This is a genomic window from Alphaproteobacteria bacterium (assembly GCA_019635875.1).
Lineage (GTDB): Bacteria > Pseudomonadota > Alphaproteobacteria > Reyranellales > Reyranellaceae > JAFAZJ01.
On sequence record JAHBYP010000001.1, the window covers coordinates 424,266 to 447,974 of the forward strand.

Sequence of the window (23,709 nt, forward strand, 5' to 3'; positions counted from 1 at the left end):
TCGAGGGTTGTTTCCGATTATTTCGGATGGTAGTGAGGAGTGTGTTGCATTCGTGCAACATCCCTCGAACGGCCGGCGGACCCCCTCATGCGAATGGCACGACTGGGCTTACTTGTGGCAATTGTGGCGCTCGCAGCGCCCGCAACCCTTCAAGCCCAGACGGCCAAAGAGCCTTCTGCCAAGGCAGCCGACAGACCGGCGTCCAAGGTCGCCGTCAAGCCACCCGGCAAGGCCGCCGCCGCCAAGCCGCCCGCCGCCGCGACCAAGCCCGCCGTCAAGCCGGCGGCGCAGACCGCCAAGGTCAACGTCGTGCGCGGACCCCAGCGGGTAACGGCCGCCAAGGCGCCAGCCAAGGTGAAGCCGCAGGGTGTTCCCGTCACCGCCAAAGCCTGGCGCCCGACCAGGACGACGACGCCGGCCAACGCCCAGCGCGCCGGTCGCTATGGCGCGGCCGTGCCGGCAGCGGCCGCCATGTCGCCCTATGCGCCGCCGATGGAAAAGCTGGCGCCGCCGCCGGACGATGGCGGCGCACGCACGCTGAGCCTGTTCAACATGAACACGCGGGAATCGATCACCTCGACCTATCGTCAGGGCGGCCGGTACATCCCGTCCGAGCTGCAGAAGCTCAGCACCTTCCTGGTCGACCACAAGAGCGGCGACGTGATCGCCATGGATCCCGAGCTCTTCGACATCCTCTGGCACCTGCAGCGCAGGCTGGGCGCCTCGAGCTTCGAGGTGCTGTCGGCCTATCGCTCGCCGCAGACCAACGCCGTGCTGGCACGCATGAGCCGCGGCGTGGCGCGCAACAGCCTGCACACCCAGGGACAGGCGATCGATGTCAAGGTTCCGGGCTTCTCGCCCTACCAGGTGCGTCAGGCGGCGCGCGAGCTGGGGCTGGGCGGCGTCGGCTACTACCCGCGCACCGGCTTCGTGCATGTCGACACCGGGTCGGTGCGCTACTGGTAGAGCCCAAGGCTCCCGAGACCAAACGGGCCGCATCAGCGGCCCGTTTGCATTTCAAGGAGAGCATCCGGGCTCAGCCGACGTGCGAGCGCAGCATCCAGGCCGCCTTGGCCATCTCTTCCTTGCGGTCGTTCATGAGGTCGCCAGTCTCCGTGTCGCCGGCTTCGTCGGCGAGGTCGCCGAGCTTGCGGCAGGCCTTCACCAGCGAATCGTTGTCGGCTGCCAGCTGCGCGCACATCTCCTGCCAGCTCTCACCGCCCCTGGCCTCTCTGAGCGAGGCCATCTTGGCGTAGATCGCGAAGCCGCCCGGCGCCGGGTAGCCCAGGGTGCGGATGCGCTCGGCGAGCTCGTCGACCGCCGCGTGCAGCGCCTCGTACTGGGTGCCGAAGAGCGTATGCAGGCCCTGGAAGTTCGGCCCGGTGACATTCCAGTGGAAGTTCTGGGTCTTCAGCGCCAGCAGGTAGTGGTCGGCCAGCACCTCGGCCAGATCGTCGGCGACCTTCCTGCGCACATTGGCGCCAAGGCCGAGGTCGACTTTGTCCGCCATTCCCGAACTCCTTTGTGTGACTATGGATCCAACTTGGCGTCATGTCCGATCGCCGTAGAGGAGGTAGGCATGCCGGGCTGGAAGGAGCACATCGAAATTTTCGAAGCCGACATCGTCACGCTCGATGTCGATGCCATCGTCAATGCCGCCAACTCCTCGTTGCTCGGCGGTGGCGGCGTCGATGGCGCGATCCATCGCGCCGCCGGGCCGGAGCTGGTGATGGAGTGCCGGATGCTCAACGGCTGCCGGACCGGCGAGGCCAAGATCACCAGGGGCTACCGCCTGAAGGCGCGTCACGTGATCCACACCGTCGGTCCGGTATGGAACGGCGGCAGTCATGGCGAGCCTGAGCTTCTGGCCGCCTGCTATCGCAACTCGCTGGCATTGGCCGAAAGCCACAGCCTGCGGTCGATTGCCTTCCCGGCGATCAGCACCGGCATCTATCGCTATCCTGCCGAGGAGGCGACGCGCATCGCCATCGAGGCTGTGCGCAACGGGCCCGAGATCGAGCGCGTGATCTTCTGCTGCTTCGGCCGGCCGATGTACGACCTCTATGTCAGGACACTGGAGGAGAGCGATTGATCACTGGCCGTAGCGCTGGTGATCGCCCGCCAGGTAGGCGGCTTCATCAGGGGTGTCGACGCGGCCCAGGGCGGCATTGCGATGCGGAAAGCGGCCGAAGCGCGTGACGGTGTCGCGATGGGCCACGGCCCAGATCAGCACCAGCGGCGGCCGTGGCCGCGCGAAAAGGCCGATCGAGCGGTGCTGGTCGCCCAGGGATTCGCTGTGCTCGAAGGGCAGGTAGAAGAACTTCCTGACATGGACGGGAAAGTGCCGGTCGTGGCGGCGCGCCAGCGCCCTGTGGGCGACGTGCCGTGCGTGCCTGTCGCCGGCGAAGGCGGCGCCGGAGCCGCGGCCGGTGTTGCGGGTGAACTGGTCGAGCAGCAGCACCAGCGCCAGGGCGCCGTCGGGCGTCTCGATCCAGTGGTCGAGGCGCCGTGCCTTGGCCTGCTCGATCTCGCGGCCGAAGCGGCGGCGGATCTCGGCGTCGAACTCGGGGCCGGAGACGAACCAGACGTCGCGGCTCCTGCCGTAGCGGGGATGGTTCCGGGGCATGCACCAGAAATTCAGGATGGCGGCGATACGCGGGTCGAGCATGTTGGCCTAGGATAGACGCGAGCAGCGTGTGGGGGAGCCCGATGGGCAAGGTCAGGAACGTCCTGTTTATCATGTGCGATCAGCTGCGCGCCGACCATCTGTCGTGTACCGGGCACCCGCATCTCGCCACGCCACATATCGACTCGCTGGCCGGGCGCGGCGTGCTGTTTGCGCGCGCCTATGTGCAGTCCGCCGTCTGCGGACCCTCGCGCATGTCGTTCTATACCGGCCGCTACGTGCAGAGCCACGGCGCCACCTGGAACCGCGTGCCGCTGTCGATCCGCGAGCGCACCATCGGCGACTATCTGCGGCCCGCCGGGCTGCGCGTGGCGCTCGCCGGCAAGACCCACGTCCTGCCCGACGTCGAGGGGCTGGAGCGCTACGGCATCGAGGGCGGCTCGGCGCTGGCGGCCCTGATGCGCACCGGCGGCTTCGAAGAGCTCGACCGCTACGACGGTCATTCCCCACCGGGGACGGAGAGCGGCTATCCCGCCTTCCTGCGCGCCCACGGCTACGTCGCCGACGATCCCTGGAACGAGTTCGTCATCGCCGCCGACGGACCAAGCGGCGAGAAGCTGTCGGGCTGGAACATGCGCAACGTGCGCCTGCCGGCGCGGGTCAGGGAGGAGCACTCCGAGACCGCCTACATGACCGACCAGGCGATCCGCTTTGTCGAGCGGCAAGGCGAGCAGCCCTGGTTCCTGCATCTCAGCTACGTCAAGCCGCACTGGCCCTACATGGCGCCGGCGCCCTACCACGCGCTCTATGGCCCGCAGCACTGCCTGCCGCCCAACCGAAGAGAGGCGGAGCTGGTCGACCAGCACCCCGTGCTCGCCGCCTATCGCCAGCACGAGGAATCGATCTCGTTCTCGCGTCCCGAGGCGGCGAGCACGGTGCGGCCGGCCTATATGGGCCTGATCAAGCAGATCGACGATCACCTCGGCCGGCTGTTCGCGGCGATGCGCAAGGCCGGGCGGATGGACGACACGCTGATCGTGTTCACCGCCGACCACGGCGACTTCCTCGGCGATCACTGGCTGGGCGAGAAGGAGATATTCTACGAGGAGGTGGTGCGGGTGCCGTTCATCGTCGTCGACCCTGACGCCGCCGCCGATGGCACGCGCGGCACGGTCGACAGGCGCTTCGTCGAGGCGGTCGACGTCGTGCCGACCTGTCTCGATGCGCTGGGCCTGCCGCCGCAGCGCCACCTGATCGAGGGCCGCTCGCTCCTGCCGCTGACCCGGGGAACGCCGGTGCCCGACGACCTGGCGTCAAGCAAGGCCCAGTCGCGCGACGATCGCACCGGCTGGCGCGACGCGGTGTTCTCCGAGCTCGACTATTCCTTCCGCGAGGCGCGGCGCATCCTGGGCCGCCACGTGCGCGACTGCCGCGCCTTCATGGTGCGGACGGACCGATGGAAATACGTGTGGTGGCTCGATTTCCCGCCGCAGCTCTTCGACCTCGAGACCGATCCGCGCGAGTTCGTCGATCTCGGCCGTGATCCGGGCCACGCCTCGGTGCGCGACGAGATGCAGGTCCGCCTGTTCGACTGGATGCGCGCGCGCAAGAGCCGCGTCACCGTCGACGATGGCTTTGTCGAGGCGCGGACTGCGGCACATAAGGCACACGGAATATTTTTCGGCGTGTGGTGATCAAACTTTGGTCGTGATTCGATGGCACGTGTGAGGGGAGCGGAGTAAGGTCCGCCCATTAACCTCCTGCCTGCCGGAGAGTCGCGTGTTGCGGCGTCGTCCGTTCATCCTCGTTGCCGGTGCCAGCCTTCTGGCCGCGGCGACAGGTGCGCGGGCGCAGGCCCCGGTCACCCGCAACCTGATGATCGGCGCCGGCCCGGTGGGCGGCACCTACTTTCCCGTCGCCAGCCTGATCGCCACCGCCATCAGCAATCCGCCCGGAGGACGGCCCTGCGACGCCGGCGGCAATTGCGGCGTGCCCGGCCTGATCGCCGAGGCCATCGCCACCCAGGGCTCGGTCGAGAACATCAAGCGCATGGCCGAGGGCACGCTCGATGCCGCCCTGGCCCAGGCCGACATCGCCGCCGCGGCGCTGGCCGGCGACGAGATGTTCGGCGGCAGGCCGGTCCCGGGGCTGCGCGCCGCCGCCAACCTGTTTCCCGAGACGGTGCATGTCGTGGTCCGCCGCGACCGCGATCTCGCCAGCATCGCCGATTTGCGCGGGCGCACGGTATCCCTGGGCGAGCCGGGATCCGGAACCCTGCCGCTGGCCCGCGCGCTGCTGAGCGCCTACGGGCTGGGCCGACGCGACATTGTCGCCGACTACGTCTCGCCCCAGGCCGCGAGCCATCGGCTGCGCGAGGGCACGATCGACGCCTTTGTCATGGTGGCCGGCCAGCCGGCGCCGCTGCTGGTCGGCCTGGCGCGGCAAGTCGAGATCGGCCTGCTTCCGGTCTCCTCGAGCGTCGCCCAGCGCCTGCGCCGCGAACGGCCCGGCCTGGTGACCCTGACCGTCCCGGCCGGCATGTACCAGGGCGTCGAGGCCTGCGACTCGGTTGCCGTGGGTTCGCAGCTGATGGTCTCCAACAGCCTCGACGAGGAGATCGTCTATGGCAGCCTGCGGGCGCTGTTCCACCCCTCGACGCGCAGCAGGCTCGACCGCGGCCATCCCGCCGCGGCGCTGATCACGCTGGAAACGGCGCTCGAGGGGCTGGCGGTGCCGCTGCACGCCGGCGCCGCGCGCTTCTACAAGGAGCGAGGCCTGCTGAAGGACTGACGGATCAGGTCGCAGCGGAGCCGCTCAGCGGAACTCGTATTGCTCGACCAGCCACGGCTCGTGCTTGGCCGCGTCGACCCATTCGGCCATCGCCGGGTGCTTCATCACATTGTCGCAATAGGTCTTCGCCTCGTCGTCGAGCGACACGGCGTAGGTGCGAAAGCGCGTCACGACGGGCGCGAACATCGCATCGGCAGCGGTGAACGGGCCGAACAGGAATCCGTCGTCGCGCGAAGCCGAGCCGGCGAAGCGCTTCCGGCAGTCGAGCCAGATCGCGACGATGCGTTGCACCTGCGTCATCACTTCGGGCGTGCGGCCGTGGCCGGGAAACGAGCCGCGGATGTTCATTGGCATCTCGCGGCGCAGATCGGGATAGCCCGAATGCATTTCCGCAGACACCGAGCGCGCGACCGCGCGCGCGGCCTGTGCTTCGGGCCACAGCCCGGCTGCGGGACTGAGTTCGTGCAGATACTCCGCGATCGACAGCGAATCCCAGATCGTCAGACCCTTGTGGATCAGTGCCGGCAACAGGCCCGAGGAGGAATAGCGTGCGATCTCAGCCTTGGTCTCCGGCGCGTAGAGACGAATCAACGTCTCGTCGAACTCGATGCCGGCGATCTTGCAGATCAGCCAGCCGCGCAGCGACCAAGAGGAGTAGTTTCTGTTGCCGAAGACGAGATTGAACTCGGCCATGTTGTCCTCATCCATCGTCGTCATACACGCACATCGGCGTTGCAAGCCACACCGATTCGCGACCATGCTGCGCGCTTCGCGCCGAGACTATAGCAGAAGCCGGGGGATCGGGTCGTGACGCTTCCGTTCATCGATCGCGCACCGGCGGCGGTTCCCGTGGCCGTCGTCGCACCGTCCGAATGGGCGGCATGGTTCAAGCGTCAGCCGGCCAAGGCGCGCACGTGGCTGCAGGCGTCGTCGATCGCCGGCAAGGCCGGCGAGTTCGCCATGGTGCCCGATGGCGACGGCAAGCCGTCGATGGCCGTCGTGGTGCGCTCGGCGAAGCCGACGATGTGGGACTATGGTGCGCTGGCCACGCGCCTGCCTCCGGGCGATTACGCGCTGGTCGGCGACAGCATGCCGATCTCGGTGACCGACTCGGCGATCGCCTTCGCGCTGGGCTCGTGGCGCTTCTCGCGCTATCGCAAGTCGACCAAGACGGGCCCGCGCCTGGTATGGCCGTCGAAATGCGATCGCGCCGAGGTCGAACGGGTCGCCGAGTCGATGTTCATGGCGCGCGACCTGATCACCACGCCGGCCAACGACATGGGCCCGGCGGAACTCGCATTGGCTGCGCGCGCATTGGCACGCAAGCACCGCGCGCGCTTTACCGTGACCGTGGGCAACGAGTTGCAACGGCGCAACTATCCGGTGATCCACGCCGTCGGCCGCGCCTCGACCCGCGCGCCGCGGCTCATCGACATCGTCTGGGGCCGGCCCAGCGCGCCCAAGGTGACCTTGATCGGCAAGGGCGTGTGCTTCGATTCCGGCGGCCTCGACCTGAAGCCCGCCGCCGGCATGCTCAACATGAAGAAGGACATGGGCGGCGCGGCGACAGTGCTGGCCGTGGCCTCGATGGTGATGGCCGCCAGGCTCAATGTGCGGCTGCGCGTGCTGATCCCGGCGGTCGAGAACAGCGTCTCGGGCAACGCCTTCCGGCCGATGGACATCATCACCTCGCGCAAGGGCACGACGGTGGAGATAGGCAACACCGACGCCGAGGGTCGCCTGGTGATGTGCGACGCGCTGACCGAGGCGGTGCGCGAGGAGCCGGCGCTGGTGGTCGACGTCGCCACGCTGACCGGCGCCGCGCGCGTGGCGCTGGGCCCCGAGCTGCCGGCGCTGTTCTGCAACGACGATGCCGTCGCCGAGGCGCTGCTGAAAAGCGGTCGCGAGCGCGAGGACCAGCTTTGGCGCATGCCGCTGTGGCGCGGCTATCGCCGCTTCCTCGACAGCAAGATCGCCGACATCAACAACGCCGGCCAGACGCCGTTCGGCGGCGCCATCACCGCGGCGCTGTTCCTGCAGGAATTCGTGCCCGACAACGTGCCGTGGATGCACATCGATACCATGGCCTGGAACCAGGGCCAGCCCGGCCGCCCCGAAGGCGGCGAGGCGATGGGCGCACGGGCGCTGTTCGCGATGCTGAAGGAGCGCTACCCGAAGCGGTGACTCTGCGTCGTCCTGAGCGCAGCGAAGGACCTCGCGGTGGTGCCCTTGCGCGCCATGCACGCATGTGACCGCGATACCGCAGGATCCTTCGCTGAGCTCAGGATGACGGCATTGCACGCCACGGCGCCGCGCGGCGCTCGGCGACTCGATCATTGCGCGTGCGCCACCACGTGGCGATCGCCGCCAGCTCGCCGGCCACGACTTCACGGAAGCCCAGCCACATCTGCCGTCGGCCGCGCAACGAGTGCGTGATGGCGGCGAGCAGGCCGGGCTGGGTGCGGGCGCCCCATAGGGTGTGGTTGAGCAGGATCGCCAAGGTGCGCGGCAACGGCAGGTATTCGAGATAGCCCAAGGTCGCGTTGTGCATCATGTCGCGCAGCGCGAGTCGGTCGATCTGGCCGCGGTCGTCGGAGTCGTGGCGTTGTGCGGGGAAGTGGTCGACGCCGATGGCGGGATCATAGATCAAGGTCCAGCCGGCGCGGCGGATGGCGCCGCCGAACAGGTATTCGTTGGCGACCTGCGCGCCCTGGCCGCGCAGGCGGCGGTCGAAGCGCAGGGAGCCGATGGCGGCACGGCGGAAGGCCATGCACACGCCCTTCAGCGACTCGACCTCGCGCGCCGGGCCGAAGCCGGCATTGTGGTTGCCGTAGGTGCGGCCGTACCAGGTGCTGATGCCGACGCGCGCTTGCGGCGGCCAGTCGTCGCGGCGCTCGCCCATGAAGATGTGGTCGCGCCCGCCGACGCCGCCGACGCGGGCATTGACGGTGAAATGGCCGACGATGCGTTCGAGCCAGTCGGGACGCGGCGCGGCGTCGTCGTCGGTCATCGCCACGATGTCGCCGGTCGCGGCCTCGAGACCGTCGTTCAGCGCGGCCACCACGCCGGGCAGGGCCACGACGCGCATGACCATCGGCAGCGTACCGGGGTCGTAGGCGGCGAGCATCGCCTCGGTGGTGCTGTCGATATCGCGGCGCACCACAACCACGCGCACCGGTGGCAGGGTCTGCCGCGTCAGGGCGTCGAGGCAGCGCCGCAGGTCATCCGGCCGCTTGTAGGTCGGCACGATGACCGTGGCGTCCATCTCAATAGCCGGCGGTCCGGTCGATGAGGTTGATCAAAGGCTGCCCGGCGCGCAGGCGGCGCACGTTGTCGGCGACGCTGGCGGCCGCGGTGCGCGGGTTGGTCGGCCCGGCGACGTGCGGCGTGACGCGCACCTTGGGGTGCGTCCAATAGGGATGGTCGGTCGGCAGCGGCTCGATATGGAAGACGTCGAGCGTCGCACCGGCAAGATGGCCGCTGTCGAGCGCCGCCAGCAGGTCGGCGTCCACGACATGGCCGCCGCGCGCCATGTTGATGAAGTAGGCGCCCCTGGGCATGCGCGCGAAGGCGCGCGCGTCGAGCATGTTGGCGGTCTGCGGCGTCATCGGCAGCACGTCGATCAGGATGTCGCTGCGCGCCAGCAGCGCGGGCAGGCCGTCCGCGCCATGCAGGCACTCGACGCCCTCGATCTTGCGTGGCGTGCGGCTCCAGCCGGCTGTGGGGAAGCCCAGCATGGCGAATTTGCGCGCGGTGTCGGCGCCGATCTCGCCCAGGCCGAGGATGCCGACGCGGCGCAGCGCGGTGTCGGTGTAGGGGATCTCCTCCCAGACCTTGCGGCGTTGCAGCTCCATGTAGGCGTCGATGTCGCGGTGATGGCGCAGCGCCCAATAGATCGCATACTCGCTCATCTGCCCGACCAGGCCGGAATCGATGATGCGCACGATCGGCACGTTCCTCGGCAGGGCGGGGTCGATCAGCAGGTGATCGACGCCCATGCCGAGCGAGACGATCAGCTTCAGCCTGGGCAGCGCCGCGAGCGCGCCGGGCGGTGGCTTCCAGGCGAGCGCGATCTCGATGTCGCCGGGATCGCCGTGCTGCCCCCAGGGCCGCATGTCGATGGTCTCACCCAGCGCCTCGCCCAGCCGCGTGCGCCAGCCTTGCCAGTCGCCCCCGCCCTGCGCGGCGACCACGTAACAGAACGCATTGCTCATGTGGCGACAGCACCCTCGGCGGCGCCGATCGGTTCGAGGTTGAAGGCGGCTTCCATCAGGGCTTTGGTGTAGGGCGTCCGAGGGTCCTCGAAAATCTGCCGTGCCGAACCGCGCTCAACGACCAGGCCGTTACGCATGACGATCACCTCGTCGGCCAGTGCCCGTACCACCTTCAGGTCGTGACTGATGAACATGTAGGCCAGCTTGTGGCGCGCCTGCAGAAAGCGCAGGAGGTCGACGATCTGCGCCTGCACGCTCATGTCGAGCGCCGAGGTCGGCTCGTCGAGGACGACGAACTTTGGCTTCAGCACCATGGCGCGGGCGATGGCGATGCGCTGGCGCTGGCCGCCGGAGAATTCGTGCGGGTAGCGGTCGCGCATTCCGGGGTCGAGGCCGACCTCGCTCAGCACCGAGTCGACCAGATCGCGCCGCTCCTGGGCGTCGCGGGCGATGCCGTGCACGTCCAGGCCTTCGCCGACGATCTGCTCGACCGACATGCGCGGGCTGAGCGAGCCGTAGGGGTCCTGGAAGACGATCTGCATCTCCCTGCGCAGCGGCCGCAAGTCGCGCGCCGGCAGGTCGCGCAGGTCTCGGCCGTCGAAGCGGATCGCACCCTGGCTCTGCTCCAGCCGCAGCAAGGCGAGGCCGAGCGTCGTCTTGCCCGAGCCGCTCTCGCCGACGATGCCCACGGTGTGGCCGCTGCGCAGCTCCAGCGAAACGCCGTCGACCGCCTTGATGTGGCCGACGGTGCGGCGAAACACGCCGCGCTTGATCGGAAAATGCACCTTCACGTCGTCGGCAGCCATCACCACGGGCGCGGAGGGATCGCGCTCGCCCGGCTTGCCCTTGGGTTCGGCCGACAGCAGGTGCTTGGTGTAGGTGTGCGAGGGCGTGTCGAAGACCTCCTCGACCGGACCATGCTCAACGATCCGGCCGTCGTTCATCACGCAGACCCGGTCGGCCATCTTGCGCACGATGCCGAGGTCATGGGTGATGAACAGCAGCGCCATGCCGTAGCGCTTCTGCAGCGTCTTCAGCAGCGTCAGGATCTGCGCCTGGATGGTGACGTCGAGCGCCGTGGTCGGCTCGTCGGCGATCAGCAGGTCGGGCTCGTTGGCGAGCGCCATGGCGATCATCACGCGCTGGCGCTGGCCGCCGGAGAGCTGGTGCGGGAACGCATCCAGGCGACGCGCCGCCTCGGGGATGCCAACCTGGTGCAGCAGCTCCAGGGTGCGCTTGCGCGCGGCGGACTTGGTCAGGCCCTTGTGCAGCAGCAACGACTCGCTCACCTGCCGCTCGATGGTGTGCAGCGGGTTGAGCGAGGTCATCGGCTCCTGGAAGATCATGGCGATGCGATCGCCGCGCACGCGGCGCAAGGTCTCGCCCGTGGTGCCGATCATCTCCTCGCCGGCGAAGCGGATGCTGCCCGAGGGATGGCGCGCCGGCGGGTAGGGCAGCAGCTGCAGGATCGACAGTGCCGTCACCGATTTGCCCGAGCCCGATTCGCCCACCAGGGCCACGGTCTCGCCGCGGGAGATGCTGAAGGAGACGTTGCGCACCGCGTGCACGGCGCCCGGCCCCTGGCCGAAATCGACCGACAGGTCGTCGATCACCAGCAGGGGGGCGGCGGACGGGGAGGGAGGCGGCGTGGACATCAGGAGGGCAGCTTACGCGGATCGAAGGCGTCGCGCACCGCCTCGCCGATGAAGACCAGCAGGCTGAGCGCGACGGCGATGATCATGAAGCCGATGAAGGCCAGTCGGGGGGTGTTCAGGTTGTTCTTGCCCTGCAGCAGCAGCTCGCCGAGCGAGGCCGAGCCGGGCGGCAGGCCGAAGCCCAAGAAATCCAGCGCGGTCAGCGTCGTCACCGAGCCGGCCAGCATGAAGGGCAGGAAGGTCAGGGAGGAGACCATGGCGTTGGGCAGGATATGGCGGAACATCAGCCTGGTGTTGGACACGCCCAGCGCCCGGGCGGCGCGGACATAGTCGAAGTTGCGGCCGCGCAGGAACTCGGCGCGCACCAGCCCGACCAATCCCATCCAGCCGAACAGCAGCATGATGCCCAGCAGGTTCCAGAAGCCGGGCTGGATGAAGCTCGCCAGGATGATCAGCAGGTAGAGCGTGGGCATGCTCGACCAGATCTCGAGGAAGCGCTGGAAGAAGAGGTCGGTGAGCCCACCGAAATAGCCCTGCACCGCGCCGGCGGCGATGCCGATGGTCGAGCCCAGGATGGTCAGCAGAAAGCCGAACAGGACCGAGATGCGAAAGCCATAGATCAGCCGGGCGACCATGTCGCGCGCCTGGTCGTCGGTGCCCAGCGGGTTCTGCCAGGTCGGCGGCGAAGGCGCCGGTACGGCGAGGTTGGTGACCAGCGTGTCGTAGCTGAAGCGCACCGGCGGCCACAGCATCCAGCCTTTCTCCTCGATCAGCGGGCCGACGCCGTTGGCGTCGTACTTGGCGTCGACCGGCAGGTCGCCGCCGAAGGTCGCTTCGGGATAGTTCTTGAACACCGGGAAGTAGAAGCCGCCGTCATAGTGGACCAGGATCGGCCGGTCGTTGGCGATGAACTCGGCGAACAGGCTCAGCACGAAGGCGATGCCGAAGATCACCAGCGACCAGTAGCCGCGCCTGTTGGCACGGAAGTTCGCCAGCCGACGGCGCATCAAAGGCGTGATCTTCATCAAGCCCCGCGCGTGTCGAAATCGATGCGCGGATCGACGACGACGTACATCAGGTCACCGATCAGCCCCATGATCAGGCCGAGCAGGCCGAAGACCCAGAGCGTGCCGAACATCACCGGGTAGTCGCGGTTGAGCGCGGCGTTGAAGCCGAGATAGCCCAGCCCGTCGAGCGAGAAGATGACCTCGACCAGCAGCGAGCCTGTGAAGAGCACGGACAGGAAGGCCGAAGGGAACCCCGCCACCACGATCAGCATGGCGTTGCGGAAGACGTGGCCGTAGAGCACGCGCCGCTCGCTCAAGCCCTTGGCGCGCGCGGTCTGGACGTACTGCTTGCCGATCTCCTCGATGAAGGAGTTCTTGGTCAGCATCGAGAGCGTGGCGAAGCTGCCGATGACCATCGCCAGGATGGGTAGCGTCACGTGCCAGAAATAGTCGACGATCTTGGCCGGCCACGACAGCTCGTCCCAGTTGTCCGAGACCAGGCCGCGCAGCGGGAAGATCTGCCAGAAGCTGCCGCCGGCGAACAGCACGACCAGCAGCAGGGCGAAGAGGAAGCTGGGAACGGCGTAGCCGACGACCACGACGGCCGAGCTCGCCACGTCGAAGCGCGAGCCGTCGCGCACCGCCTTGGCGATGCCGAGCGGAATCGAGATCAAGTAGACCAGCAGGGTGGTCCACAGGCCGAGCGTGACCGACACCGGCATCTTGGAGATCACCAGGTCGGCGACGCGGGTGTTGCTCTGGAAGCTCTCGCCGAGATCGAAGACGATGTAGTCGCGCAGCATCAGCACGAAGCGCTCGAGGATCGGCTTGTCGAAGCCGTACTGCTTCTTGATGCGCTCCAGCAGCTCCGGCGGGATGCCGCGCGCGCCGCGCGAGCCGCCGGGTTCGGTGGCGCTCTGGCCCGTGTCGCGCGTCTCGCCGCCGCTGCCGGTGAAGCGCGTGGTGGCGTCGACGTCGCGGCCCTGGATCTTGGCGATCGCCTGGTCGACTGGACCGCCCGGCGCCGCCTGGATGATGAAGAAGTTGATGGTGATGATGCCGAGCAGCGTCGGCACCATCAGCAGCAGGCGGCGCAGGATATAGGCGGTCACGGGTGGGTTGCCCGGAAGCTGTCATCCCGAGCGCAGCGAGGGATCTTTCCAAGACGCAAAGATCCCTCGCTGCGCCCGGGATGACAGGAGATCGAACCTGCTCGCATGTCGTCTATGTCTTGCGCTCGGGCGCGCGCTGCGAGAGCGTGCGTTCCTTCTCGGCGTCGATCCACCAGGTCGTCCAGCCGCGCGGATAGTATTTCGCCAGCTTCTCCGGCCGGCCGAACTTGTCCCAGTAGGCCACCCACCAGGTGGTCGAGTAGTACTGAGGCACGAAGAACTGGTTCCACAGCAGCACGCGATCGAGCGCGCGACTGCGGATGACCAGGCTCTTGCGGTCGGGCGCCGAGACGACCAGCTCGATCAGCTTGTCGACCGCCGGATCCTTGATGCCCAGCGTGTTGCGGCTGCCCACCGTGTCGGCCGCCTTGCTGCCCCAGTACTCGCGCTGCTCGTTGCCCGGCGACAGGGAGTTGGCGAACAGCTCGATGGTGGCCTCGAAGTCGAACGACTCCATGCGCTTCTGGTATTGCACCGGATCGACCGTGCGCAGCCGCACCTCGACGCCCACGCGCTCGCACCATTGCTTGAAGGGCAGCGCAAATCGCTCCAGGCGAGGCTCGCCCAGCAGCAGCTCGAAGCTCAGTGGCTGGCCGCTCTTGAGGTTGGTCATCTTGCCGTTGCGGATCTCCCAACCGGCTTCCTTCAGGAGCGCAATGGCGCGGCGGGCGCCCTCGCGATTGTTGCCGGAGCCGTCCGTGACCGGCAGCTTGTACTCCTTGGTGAAAACCTCCGGCGGGATCTGGCCGCGCAGCGGCTCGAGAATCTCCAGCTCCTCCTTGGAGGGCAGGCCGGTCGCCGCCAGCTCGGAGTTGAAGAAGTAGCTGTTGATGCGGGTCAGCAGGCCGTAGCTCAGCGTCTTGTTGAACCACTCGAAGTCGATCAGATGGATGAACGCCTCGCGGAAGCGGCGGTCGCGGAACTGCTCCCTGCGCAGGTTGAAGATCACGCCCTGCATCGGCAGCGTGTTCGAATGCGGCATGGTGACCATCTTCACCGCGCCATTCTTGACCGCCGGGAAGTCGTAGGCCGTGGCCCACAGCCGCGAGGTGTGCTCGTCGCGATAGTCGATCTGGCCGGCCTTGAAGGCCTCGAACGCCACCTGCTCGTCGCGATAGTAGTCGTAGCGCACGACGTCGAAGTTGTGCCGCCCCTTGTTGAGCCACAGCTCGCGACCCCAGTAGTCCTCGACACGGCGCGCGCTGATGAAGCGGCCGGCCTCCAGCGACTCGATGCGATAGGGGCCGCTGCCCAGCGGGATCTCGAGGCTGGTCCTGTCGAATTCGCGGGTCGCCCACCAGTGGCTGGGCAGCACCGGCAGCTGGCCGATGATATTGGGCAGCTCGTGGTTGTCACCACCGCCGAAGGTGAACTTCACGCGCTGCTCGTCGAGCTTCTCGGCTTTCTTCACGTCCTGCCAGTAGACGGCATATTGCGGCGCGCCCTTCTCCTTGAGGATGTTGAAGGAGAAGACGACGTCGTCCGGCGTCACCGGCTTGCCGTCGTGCCAGCGCGCCTGCGCGCGCAGCTTGAAGACTGCCCAGGCACGGTCGGCTGGCACCTCGATGGTCTCGGCCAGCAGGCCGTAGCCGGTCGAGGCCTCGTCGTTGTTGGAGCCCAGCAGGGTCTCGTAGATCAGCCCGACCGCGGCACCCGCGGTGCCCTTGAGGATGAACGGATTGAGCGAATCGAAGGTGCCGCGGCCGGCCAGCCTGATGGTGCCGCCCTTGGGCGCGTCGGGATTGACATAGGCGAGGTGCTTGGCGTCCGGCGGCGTCTCCGGCTGGCCGTGGATGGCGATACCGTGCGCGATGACGGTCTTGCCTTCGCCCTGTGCCCGGGCGATCGAGGGTCCCATGAGATGGGGCAGGGCGGCCGTGGTCGCCAACCCAAGCACCACCGATCGTCGTTCGACGCCGCGCCTGATCATGCCGTTGGCCTCCGTCTGACCCGATGCCGAAGCTAGGACGTCCTTCGTGGCAAACCAAGGGCCACGGTGCTCACGATGCGGTTAAGGTCGCGGCAGTCAGCCGGCCAGGGATTCCAGGGCCAGGGCGTGCACGCGCGCGTCGCCGGCGGCGACGATGGTGCCGTCCGAATCGAGGTCGAGCGGCCTGCCGGCCCAGTCGGTGCAGACCCCGCCGGCGCCCTCGATCACCGGGCCGAGCGCGGCGTAGTCGTACTGTTTGAGCGAGGCCTCGACGACCAGGTCGACATGGCCCGCGGCGCACAGCCCGTAGGCGTAGCAATCGCCGCCCCAGCGCAGGTTCTTGACCTTCTGTGCCAGCCTGAGGTGCCGCGGCGCCAGCAAGTCGGTAAACATCGCCGGCGCGGTCGAATAGAGATAGGCGCTTTCCAGGCTGGCGCAGGGCCGCGTGGCGATGGGCTGGCCGTTGAGCGTGCTGCGGGCGCCGGCATGGCCCAGCCAGCGCTCGCGCAGGATCGGCTGGTCGATGATACCCAGCACCGGCCGGCCGCGACGGCACAGCCCGATCAGGGTGCCGAAGATCGGCAGGCCGGTGATGAAGGCGCGGGTGCCGTCGACGGGGTCGAGCACCCAGACCCACTCGGCGTCGGCGCGCACCGTGCCGTACTCCTCGCCCAGGATGCCGTGGCCCGGCACCTCGGCCTCGAGGATGGCGCGCATGCGCTCCTCGGCCTGGCGGTCGGCGATGGTCACCGGCGAGGCGTCTTCCTTGTCGTCGATGTCGACGCGGGTGCGGAAATGGCGCGCGATCACCGGCCCCGCCGCGTCGGCCAGCCGCTCGGCGAGCGCGACGTAAGAGGCGGGAACGGACGAAACCATAGGATGGCGGGTGTCTGTCCTACTTCAGCGACTTCAGGTACGCGATGACGTCGGCGCGTTCCTTGTCGTTGCTCAGGCCGGCGAAGGCCATCTTGGTCTGCCTGATATAGGTCGCCGGCTTCCACAGGAACTCGTTGAGGGTCGCGTCGTCCCACTCGCCGCCCTTGGCCTGCATGTTGGCCGAATAGGCGAAGCCGGCGAGATGGGCCTTCTTGCCGCCGTGGATGCCGAACAGGTTGGGGCCGACCTTGTTGGCGCCGCCCTTGTCCGGGGTGTGGCAGGTCAGGCACTTGCGGTCGAAGGCGATCTTGCCGGCCGCGGCGTCGCCGTTCGGCGGCAGCGCCGGCACCGGGACGGGCGCCGCGCCGGGCTTGGCCTCGACGGCTGCTTCCTGCACGGCGATATGCGGCTTCTCGGGAAAGCTCGGATGGACCAGCGCGCCGGCGACCTTGCCGATGACCATGGCGCCCAGGCTGGCGGCCAGTACCGCGCCGGCGATCTTGTTGAACTCAAGCGACATCGCGCGTGCCCAATCCGTGCTCTTCAGTGGCAATTCGTGCCCCGCAGGGCATCTACCACACCCCCGGTGACGGCTGTAGTATCGAATCGCTGCGGCCGCGCCCGACGCGGCCTAAGGTCGCAACATCCTCATTTCGCTCGGCAAATGACGTTCAGCCGCAACCCCATCGTCGTGGTACCGGCGCGGCTCGGCGCCGGTCGCCTGCCCGGCAAGCCGCTGCTCGATATCGCGGGCGAGCCGCTGATCGTCCATGTCTGGCGCCGCGCCACGGAGGCCGGCATCGGCCCGGTCGTGGTTGCGGCCGCGGAAGCCGAAATCGTCGCCATCATCGAGGAAGCGGGTGGACTGGCAGTGTCGACGCACCCCGACCTGCCGACCGGCTCCGACCGCGTCGCAGCGGCGCTCGCCGCCATTGACCCGGGCCGGCGGCACGATGTCGTGGTGAACCTGCAGGGTGACCTGCCGACGATCGCGCCGGCAACCGTCGCGGCCGCGCTGGAGCCGCTGGCCGATTCCGGTGTGGACATGGCGACGGTGGGTGGGCCGATGCCGCCCGCCGCGCTCGACGACCCGCACATTGTCAAGGTGACGCTCGACCGGGCGGGCCGGGCGCTCGATTTCAGCCGGCGGCGCCCCGCCGGTCCAGCGCTGCGCCACATCGGGATCTATGCCTTCCAGCGCGCCGCGCTCGAACGCTTCGCCGCGCTGCCGCGCGGCATGCGCGAGCTGGACGAGAGCCTGGAGCAGCTGCGGGCGATGGAGCACGGCATGCGCATTGGCGTGCGCATTGTCGACGACGTGGCGCCGGCGGTGGATACGGCGGAAGGCCTCGCGGCCGTCCGCCGGTTGTTGCTCAGCCGGCGTACTTCCGGCAGCTCTCGAGGGCCGGCATCTGGCCGCTGACGCGCAGTGTGACGATGATGCTCTTCGTTCGGTCCTTGCCGCCGCACTGCTCCCAGATGATCTCCATCGCCTGCTGGGAGTAGGTCAGCTTGCCGCCCTCGAGGAATCCCGGTCCGATGCAGCCCTCGAAATGCGACGGCATCGAGCCCTTGTGGATCAGGATGTTGCGCTGCTGGGGGTCGGCCTGGGCGGTCTTGCCCAGCCACGGGTTGACGACGAGGCCGTGCGTGCCGTTGGTGTGGGCTTCGTCGTACATCGAGGACATCGGGTAGTCGCCCGGCTTCATGTGGACGTAGCCATGCATCCGCTCGATGGTGTCGAAGGCATAGCCGCCGACCCACAGCGTGCCGACCAGCCCGTACGCGGTCTTGCTGGTCCTGATCTCCTTGCCGGTCCTCTTGTCCTTGGTGATCGCGGTGTAGAGGTTCTCGACATACTCATCGCCGCGCTCGTAACGGATGACAGTCGCTGCACACATGCCCCATCTCCCCTGATGAAGATGCGGGCAATGGTGCGGCGGCGGGCGATCTAGCGCTGTTCCCTGCGCAACAGGCCTGCTAATTCAGCTTCGCCCATCTGTCTCGACCGGATTGCCATCATGGCCGCGCGCCGCAAGACCTCCGCCCGTTCCGACGCTCCCACCAACACCATCGCCTTCCAGGGCGAGTTCGGCGCCAATTCCGACATGGCCTGCCGTGCGGCGTTTCCCTACATGGGCACGCTGCCCTGCCGCACCTTCGAGGACGCGGTCCAGGCGGTGCATGCGCGCAAGGCCGACCTGGCGATGATCCCGATCGAGAACTCGATCGCCGGCCGTGTCGCGGACCTGCACAGCCTGCTGCCCAATGCCGGCCTGTGGATCGTCGGCGAGCATTTCCAGCGCGTCGAGCACTGCCTGGTGGCGGTCAAGGGCGCGACGCTCAAGACGGTCAAGGTGGCGCGCAGCCACGTGCAGGCGCTGGCGCAATGCCGCGGCTTCCTGAAGCGCCAGCGCATCGCGCCGGAAGTCCATGCCGACACCGCCGGCGCCGCCAAGGACATCGCCAGGCTCGGCGACCCCAAGGTCGCGGCGATCGCTTCCTCTCTGGCGGCGAGGATATACGGCCTGCAGGTGCTCAAGCGCAGCATCGAGGACGCCAATCACAACACCACGCGCATGCTGATCTTCTCGCGCGAGGCCAACGACACCGACTGGCGCGTCGGCGGGCCCTATCTCACCGCCTTCGTCTTCGAGGTGAGGAGCCGGCCGGCGGCGCTCTACAAGGCGCTGGGCGGTTTCGCCACCAACGGTGTCAACATCACCAAGCTGGAGAGCTACCTCTCGGGCGCGGCATTCGAGCAGGCGCAGTTCTACGCCGAGATCGAGGGCCACAAGGACCATCCCTCGGTGCAGTTGGCCCTGGAGGAGCTGGGGTTTTTCTCCGAGATGCGACTGCTCGGCACGTTTCCGGCACATCCCTTCCGCCGCAAGGGATGGGAGGCGCCGACCCGCACCGGGACATGAAGGAAAATCGTGCCCGCATCGCCATGGCGAGGCGGTCCTGCCTATTTCAATCGCGATTGTCCTCCCCCATATAGGCGCAAAGTCGCCAGTCCATGGCGATCCTCCCCGGGGGCTTCGTCTTGATCCCGATCGTTCGTACGGCGCTGCTTGTGCCGATTGTTTCGGCACTGATCACTGGTGCGATGGCGCAGCAGGCACCGCCGGCGCCGCCCGTCACCGTGGCGAAACCCGTGGTGAAGGACATCGTCGAGTGGGACGAGTTCACCGGCCGCTTCGACGCGGTCGGCGCCGTCGAGGTGCGCGCGCGGGTCGGCGGCTACCTCGAGTCGGTGCACTTCAAGGACGGCGCGCTGGTCAAGGAAGGCGACGTGCTGTTCGTCATCGACCGCCGCGGCTTCAAGGCGGCCCTCGACCAGGCCGAGGCGACGCTGGTCGCCACGCAGACGCGCTTCGATCTCGCCCGGCTCGAGCTGGAGCGCGCCGAGCGGCTGGTGAAAAGCGGCGCCGGCACCGAGCAGGCGCTCGACCAGCGCCGCCAGCAGTTCCTCGCCGCGCAGGCCGACCTCGCCGGCGCCAAGGCCGCGCTGGAGCAGGCGCGGCTGAACTACGAGTACTCGGAGATCCGCGCGCCGATCAGCGGGCGCATCTCGCGCAAGCTGGTGAGCGAAGGCAACCTGGTGAACGCCAACACCACGATGCTGACCAGCATCGTGACGGTCGATCCGATCGACTTCTATTTCGATGTCGATGAGCGCTCGTTCCTCGCCTATTCGCGCATGGCCAAGCGCGGTGCCACCGGCGAGAGCATGGGCGCCGAGGTGTTCCTCGCCACCAGCGACGAGAAGGAGCTGAAGCGCAAGGGCACGATCGACTTCCTCGACAACCGCCTCGATCCCGCCAGCGGCACGATGCGGCTGCGCGCCAAGGTGCCGAATCCCGACGGCTTCCTCACGCCCGGCATGTTCGGGCGCATCGCCATCCAGGGCTCGCCCTCCTACCAGGGCATCCTGCTGCCCGACGAGGCGATCGCCAGCGACCAGACGCGGCGCATCGTCTACGCCGTCGACAAGGACGGCAATGTCACGCCCAAGGTGGTGCGGCCAGGGCCGCGCATCGACGGCTATCGCGTGATCCGCGAGGGACTGACCGGCGAGGAGATGATCGTCGTCGACGGGCTGATGCGCGTGCGTCCGGGCGTGAAGGTCACGCCCAAGCCGACGACCCTGCTGCCCACGCGCGCCGCGCCCTAGACGGACAGAGTTGTCATGCGTTTCGCCCGCTTCTTCGTCGACCGGCCGATCTTCGCGACCGTGCTGTCGGTGCTGATCACGCTGGTCGGCGCCATCGCCTATCTCAACCTGCCGGTGGCGCAGTATCCCGAGATCGCCCCGCCGACCATCGTGGTGCGCGCCACCTATCCCGGCGCCGACGCCGAGACGGTGGCCGCCACCGTGGCGGCGCCGCTCGAGGAGCAGATCAACGGCGTCGAGGGCATGCTCTACATGTCCTCGTACTCCAGCGCCGACGGGGCGATGTCGCTCACCATCACCTTCCGGCTGGGCACCGACCTGAACGCCGCGCAGGTGCTGGTGCAGAACCGGGTCAGCACGGCGATGCCGCGCCTGCCGACGCCCGTCGTGCAGCTCGGCGTGACGACCAACAAGTCGTCGCCTGACTTCATGATGGTGGTGCATCTGGTGTCGCCGGACGACAGCTACGACCAGCTCTATGTCTCCAACTACGCCCGCAACCGGGTGCGCGACCAGCTGCTGCGCCTCGACGGCGTCGGCGACATCATCATCTTCGGCGAGCGTCTCTACAGCCTGCGCATCTGGCTCGACCCCGACAAGCTCGCCGCCTACGGCCTGACGCCCAGCGACGTGGTCGCCGCGGTGCGCGAGCAGAACGTGCAGGTCTCGGGCGGCTCCTTGGGCGCGCAGCCCGCGCCCAAGGACAACGCCTTCCAGCTCACGGTGACGACGCAGGGTCGCTTCGAGGATCCGCGCGAGTTCCGCCAGATCATCGTGCGCTCGCGCGAGGGCCGCATCGTGCGCCTGCAGGACGTGGCGCGCGTCGAGCTGGGCGCCCAGGACTACGCGACGGGCTCCTACCTGAACGGCAAGCCTGCCGTCGCCATCGCGGTGTTCCAGCGGCCGAACACGAATGCGCTCGCCGGCGCGCGCAACGTCATCGACCAGATGGAGCGGTTGAAGCGCGATTTCCCGAAGGGCATCGAGTACCGCATCGTCTACAACCCGACCGACTACATCCAGGCCTCGGTCGACGCCGTCTATCGCACGCTGGTCGAGGCGACCATCCTCGTGATGCTGGTGGTCATCGTCTTCCTGCAGTCCTGGCGCACCGCGATCATTCCCATCCTCGCCATACCGATCTCGCTGATCGGCACCTGCGCGGTGATGGCGGCGCTGGGCTATTCGCTCAACAATCTCACCCTGTTCGGCCTGGTGCTGGCGATCGGCATCGTCGTCGACGACGCCATCGTCGTGGTCGAGAACATCGAGCGCAACATCGCGGGCGGCATGTCGCCGCGCGAGGCGGCGCACCGCACCATGGACGAGGTCGGCACGGCGGTGATCTCCATCGCCCTGGTGCTGTCGGCGGTGTTCATCCCGACGGCGTTCATCCCCGGCATCACGGGTGCCTTCTACCGCCAGTTCGCGCTTACCATCGCCGTGTCGACGGTGATCTCGGCCTTCGTCTCGCTGACCTTGTCGCCGGCGCTGGCGGCGCTGCTGCTGAAGCCGCACGAGCCGCATCACCGCATCCGCAACCCGCTCACCCGCGCCCTGCGCTGGGCGGCCGACCGCTTCAACGGCGGCTTCGACCGGATGGCGCGCGGCTATGCCGGCGCGGTGGGCTTCGTGGCGCGGCGCAAGCTGATCTCGCTGGCGGTCTACGGCGCGCTGATCGGCGTGACCTGGTGGGTGTTCGGCCGCGTGCCCACCGGCTTCATCCCGCCGCAGGACCAGGGCTACATCATCGTGGTGATCCAGCTGCCCGACGGCGCTTCGCTGTCGCGCACACAGGTTGCCACTCAGAAGGTCTCCGACATCGTGCGCGCCGTTCCCGGCGTCGCCAACACGGTGGAGATCACCGGGCTGAACGGCGCCACCTTCTCCAGCGCCTCCAACAGCGGCGTGGTCTTCGCCACCCTCAAGCCGTTCTCGGAACGCCAGGGCGCGGCGCTGTCGTCCGGCGCCATCATCGGCCAGGTGATGCAGCGCATCGGCGGCGTCGAGGAGGCGTTCATCATCGCCGTGCCGCCGCCGCCGGTGCGCGGCCTGGGCAGCCAGGGCGGCTTCAAGATCCAGCTGCAGGATCGCGACGGCGCCGACATCCGCCGCGTGCTGGCCTCGGCCTATGCCATGATGGGCGCGGCGCAGCAGGCGCCCGGGCTGATGGGCGTGTTCACCACCTTCTCGGCCAACACGCCGCAGGTCTATCTCGAGATCGACCGCACCAAGGCGCAGATGCTCAACGTGCCGATCGGCGCGATCTTCGAGGCCCTGCAGAACAATCTCGGCTCGGCCTACGTCAACGACTTCAACGCCTTCGGCCGCGTCTACCAGGTGCGCGTCTCGGCCGACGAGCGCTTCCGCGTCGAGCGCGACCGCATCTCCCGCCTGCGCGTGCGCTCGGCCGACGGCGCGCTGGTGCCGCTGGGCACGCTGGTCGAGATCAAGGACGTGGCCGGCCCGTCGCTTGTGCAGCGCTACAACATGTACACTTCGGTGCCGCTGCAGGGCAGCGCCGCGCCCGGTGTCGCGACCGGCACGGCGCTCGACACCATGGAAGGCCTGTCCCGGAGCATGCTGCCGCCGGGCATCGGCTTCGAATGGACCGAGCTCGCCTACCAGGAGCGCACCACCGGCAACACGGCGATCTTCATCTTCGCGCTGTCGGTGGTCTTCGTCTTCCTCGTGCTGGCTGCGCAGTACGAGAGCTGGGCGCTGCCGCTGGCGATCGTGCTGATCGTGCCGATGAGCGTGATGTCGGCCCTGCTGGGCGTCATGGCGCGCGGCATGGACAACAACGTGCTGACCCAGATCGGCCTCGTCGTGCTGATCGGCCTGGCGGCCAAGAACGCCATCCTGATCGTCGAGTTCGCCCGCCAGGCGGAGGAGAACGACGGGCTCGACCCGGTCGCCGCCGTCGTACACGCCTGCCGCCTGCGCCTGCGGCCGATCCTGATGACCGCCTTCGCCTTCATCCTGGGCGTCGTGCCGCTGGCCTTCGCCACCGGCGCCGGCTCGGAGATGCGCCAGGCGCTGGGCACAGCCGTGATGTTCGGCATGCTCGGCGTGACGTTCTTCGGCCTGTTCCTGACGCCGGTGTTCTACGTCTCGCTGCGCTGGCTGGTGCTGAAGCTGCGGCCCAGGCCGACGCGGCCGCCGGCCGAGTCGCTGCCGCCGGCTTGAAACTAGGCCGGGGCGCGCCCCTCCAGTGGCGCGTCTTGTCGATCGTCCTCCGCGCCACTGGAGTGGCGCGCCG

At 68.2% G+C, this 23,709-nt stretch carries 21 protein-coding genes; 9 read left to right on the forward strand and 12 right to left on the reverse strand.

Annotated elements, in window-relative coordinates; all coding sequences use genetic code 11:
• Positions 1–492: 492 nt before the first annotated feature.
• Positions 493–966: a DUF882 domain-containing protein gene (locus KF889_02155; GenBank protein MBX3498220.1), complete on the forward strand. Its 474-nt coding sequence runs from the start codon at positions 493–495 to the stop codon at positions 964–966.
• A gap of 70 nt (positions 967–1,036) precedes the next feature.
• Here KF889_02155 and KF889_02160 read toward each other — a convergent pair whose 3' ends face one another.
• Positions 1,037–1,510: a DNA starvation/stationary phase protection protein gene (locus KF889_02160; protein MBX3498221.1), complete on the reverse strand. Its 474-nt coding sequence runs from the start codon at positions 1,508–1,510 to the stop codon at positions 1,037–1,039.
• A 69-nt stretch (positions 1,511–1,579) separates the two neighbouring features.
• On the opposite strand from KF889_02160, the gene KF889_02165 reads away from it, so the two are divergent.
• Entirely contained in the window at positions 1,580–2,092 is a 513-nt protein-coding gene (locus KF889_02165; protein ID MBX3498222.1) for an O-acetyl-ADP-ribose deacetylase, read from the forward strand.
• Here KF889_02165 and KF889_02170 read toward each other — a convergent pair whose 3' ends face one another.
• A complete protein-coding gene (locus KF889_02170; GenBank protein ID MBX3498223.1) occupies positions 2,093–2,668 on the reverse strand; it encodes a DUF924 domain-containing protein in 576 nt (191 codons plus the stop codon). It lies immediately after the preceding gene.
• A gap of 41 nt (positions 2,669–2,709) precedes the next feature.
• Here KF889_02170 and KF889_02175 point away from each other — a divergent pair, with 41 nt between their 5' ends.
• Both KF889_02175 and KF889_02180 read left to right on the forward strand, forming a co-directional pair.
• Complete coding sequence (locus KF889_02175) at positions 2,710–4,320, forward strand: alkaline phosphatase family protein (GenBank protein ID MBX3498224.1); 1,611 nt, start codon at positions 2,710–2,712, stop codon at positions 4,318–4,320.
• 85 nt (positions 4,321–4,405) lie between these two features.
• The gene (locus KF889_02180; GenBank protein ID MBX3498225.1) at positions 4,406–5,416 is read left to right on the forward strand and encodes a TAXI family TRAP transporter solute-binding subunit; all 1,011 of its coding nucleotides are present in this window, start codon (positions 4,406–4,408) and stop codon (positions 5,414–5,416) included.
• A 24-nt stretch (positions 5,417–5,440) separates the two neighbouring features.
• Here the strand turns inward: KF889_02180 and KF889_02185 are convergent, their stop codons facing one another.
• The gene (locus tag KF889_02185) at positions 5,441–6,109 is read right to left on the reverse strand and encodes a glutathione S-transferase family protein (protein ID MBX3498226.1); all 669 of its coding nucleotides are present in this window, start codon (positions 6,107–6,109) and stop codon (positions 5,441–5,443) included.
• Positions 6,110–6,376: 267 nt separating this feature from the next.
• Between KF889_02185 and KF889_02190 the strand changes: the two genes are divergently transcribed.
• Positions 6,377–7,600: a leucyl aminopeptidase family protein gene (locus KF889_02190; protein ID MBX3498227.1), complete on the forward strand. Its 1,224-nt coding sequence runs from the start codon at positions 6,377–6,379 to the stop codon at positions 7,598–7,600.
• 97 nt (positions 7,601–7,697) lie between these two features.
• Here the strand turns inward: KF889_02190 and KF889_02195 are convergent, their stop codons facing one another.
• The 8 genes from KF889_02195 to KF889_02230 form a co-directional block, all read right to left on the reverse strand.
• Positions 7,698–8,681, reverse strand: coding sequence for a glycosyltransferase family 2 protein (locus KF889_02195; GenBank protein MBX3498228.1), 984 nt, complete (start codon positions 8,679–8,681; stop codon positions 7,698–7,700).
• A gap of 1 nt (position 8,682) precedes the next feature.
• Positions 8,683–9,630, reverse strand: coding sequence for a glyoxylate/hydroxypyruvate reductase A (locus KF889_02200; protein ID MBX3498229.1), 948 nt, complete (start codon positions 9,628–9,630; stop codon positions 8,683–8,685).
• Positions 9,627–11,285, reverse strand: coding sequence for an ABC transporter ATP-binding protein (locus KF889_02205; GenBank protein ID MBX3498230.1), 1,659 nt, complete (start codon positions 11,283–11,285; stop codon positions 9,627–9,629). The genes KF889_02200 and KF889_02205 overlap by 4 nt, the downstream gene beginning before the upstream one ends.
• Positions 11,285–12,310 (reverse strand): ABC transporter permease, encoded by a 1,026-nt coding sequence (locus tag KF889_02210; GenBank protein MBX3498231.1) that lies wholly within the window; start codon positions 12,308–12,310, stop codon positions 11,285–11,287. The genes KF889_02205 and KF889_02210 overlap by 1 nt, the downstream gene beginning before the upstream one ends.
• Positions 12,310–13,404, reverse strand: coding sequence for a microcin C ABC transporter permease YejB (yejB, locus tag KF889_02215; GenBank protein MBX3498232.1), 1,095 nt, complete (start codon positions 13,402–13,404; stop codon positions 12,310–12,312). The genes KF889_02210 and yejB overlap by 1 nt, the downstream gene beginning before the upstream one ends.
• Positions 13,405–13,516: 112 nt before the next feature.
• A complete protein-coding gene (locus KF889_02220) occupies positions 13,517–15,394 on the reverse strand; it encodes an ABC transporter substrate-binding protein (GenBank protein ID MBX3498233.1) in 1,878 nt (625 codons plus the stop codon).
• 96 nt (positions 15,395–15,490) lie between these two features.
• Complete coding sequence (gene hisN / locus KF889_02225; GenBank protein MBX3498234.1) at positions 15,491–16,270, reverse strand: histidinol-phosphatase; 780 nt, start codon at positions 16,268–16,270, stop codon at positions 15,491–15,493.
• A gap of 19 nt (positions 16,271–16,289) precedes the next feature.
• Positions 16,290–16,790 (reverse strand): c-type cytochrome, encoded by a 501-nt coding sequence (locus KF889_02230; protein ID MBX3498235.1) that lies wholly within the window; start codon positions 16,788–16,790, stop codon positions 16,290–16,292.
• Positions 16,791–16,934: 144 nt separating this feature from the next.
• Here KF889_02230 and KF889_02235 point away from each other — a divergent pair, with 144 nt between their 5' ends.
• Entirely contained in the window at positions 16,935–17,693 is a 759-nt protein-coding gene (locus KF889_02235; protein ID MBX3498236.1) for a 3-deoxy-manno-octulosonate cytidylyltransferase, read from the forward strand.
• Here the strand turns inward: KF889_02235 and KF889_02240 are convergent.
• A complete protein-coding gene (locus KF889_02240; GenBank protein ID MBX3498237.1) occupies positions 17,644–18,171 on the reverse strand; it encodes a hypothetical protein in 528 nt (175 codons plus the stop codon). The genes KF889_02235 and KF889_02240 overlap by 50 nt on opposite strands.
• A 120-nt stretch (positions 18,172–18,291) precedes the next feature.
• Here KF889_02240 and KF889_02245 point away from each other — a divergent pair, with 120 nt between their 5' ends.
• The 3 genes from KF889_02245 (at position 18,292) to KF889_02255 (ending at position 23,636) form a co-directional block, all read left to right on the forward strand.
• Positions 18,292–19,197, forward strand: a complete 906-nt coding sequence (locus tag KF889_02245) for a prephenate dehydratase (protein MBX3498238.1) — start codon at positions 18,292–18,294, stop codon at positions 19,195–19,197.
• A gap of 92 nt (positions 19,198–19,289) precedes the next feature.
• Positions 19,290–20,447 carry an efflux RND transporter periplasmic adaptor subunit gene (locus tag KF889_02250; GenBank protein ID MBX3498239.1) on the forward strand — a complete coding sequence of 386 codons (1,158 nt, stop codon included), beginning with the start codon at positions 19,290–19,292 and terminating at the stop codon, positions 20,445–20,447.
• A 15-nt stretch (positions 20,448–20,462) separates the two neighbouring features.
• Positions 20,463–23,636 (forward strand): efflux RND transporter permease subunit, encoded by a 3,174-nt coding sequence (locus KF889_02255; GenBank protein ID MBX3498240.1) that lies wholly within the window; start codon positions 20,463–20,465, stop codon positions 23,634–23,636.
• Positions 23,637–23,709 lie beyond the last annotated feature (73 nt).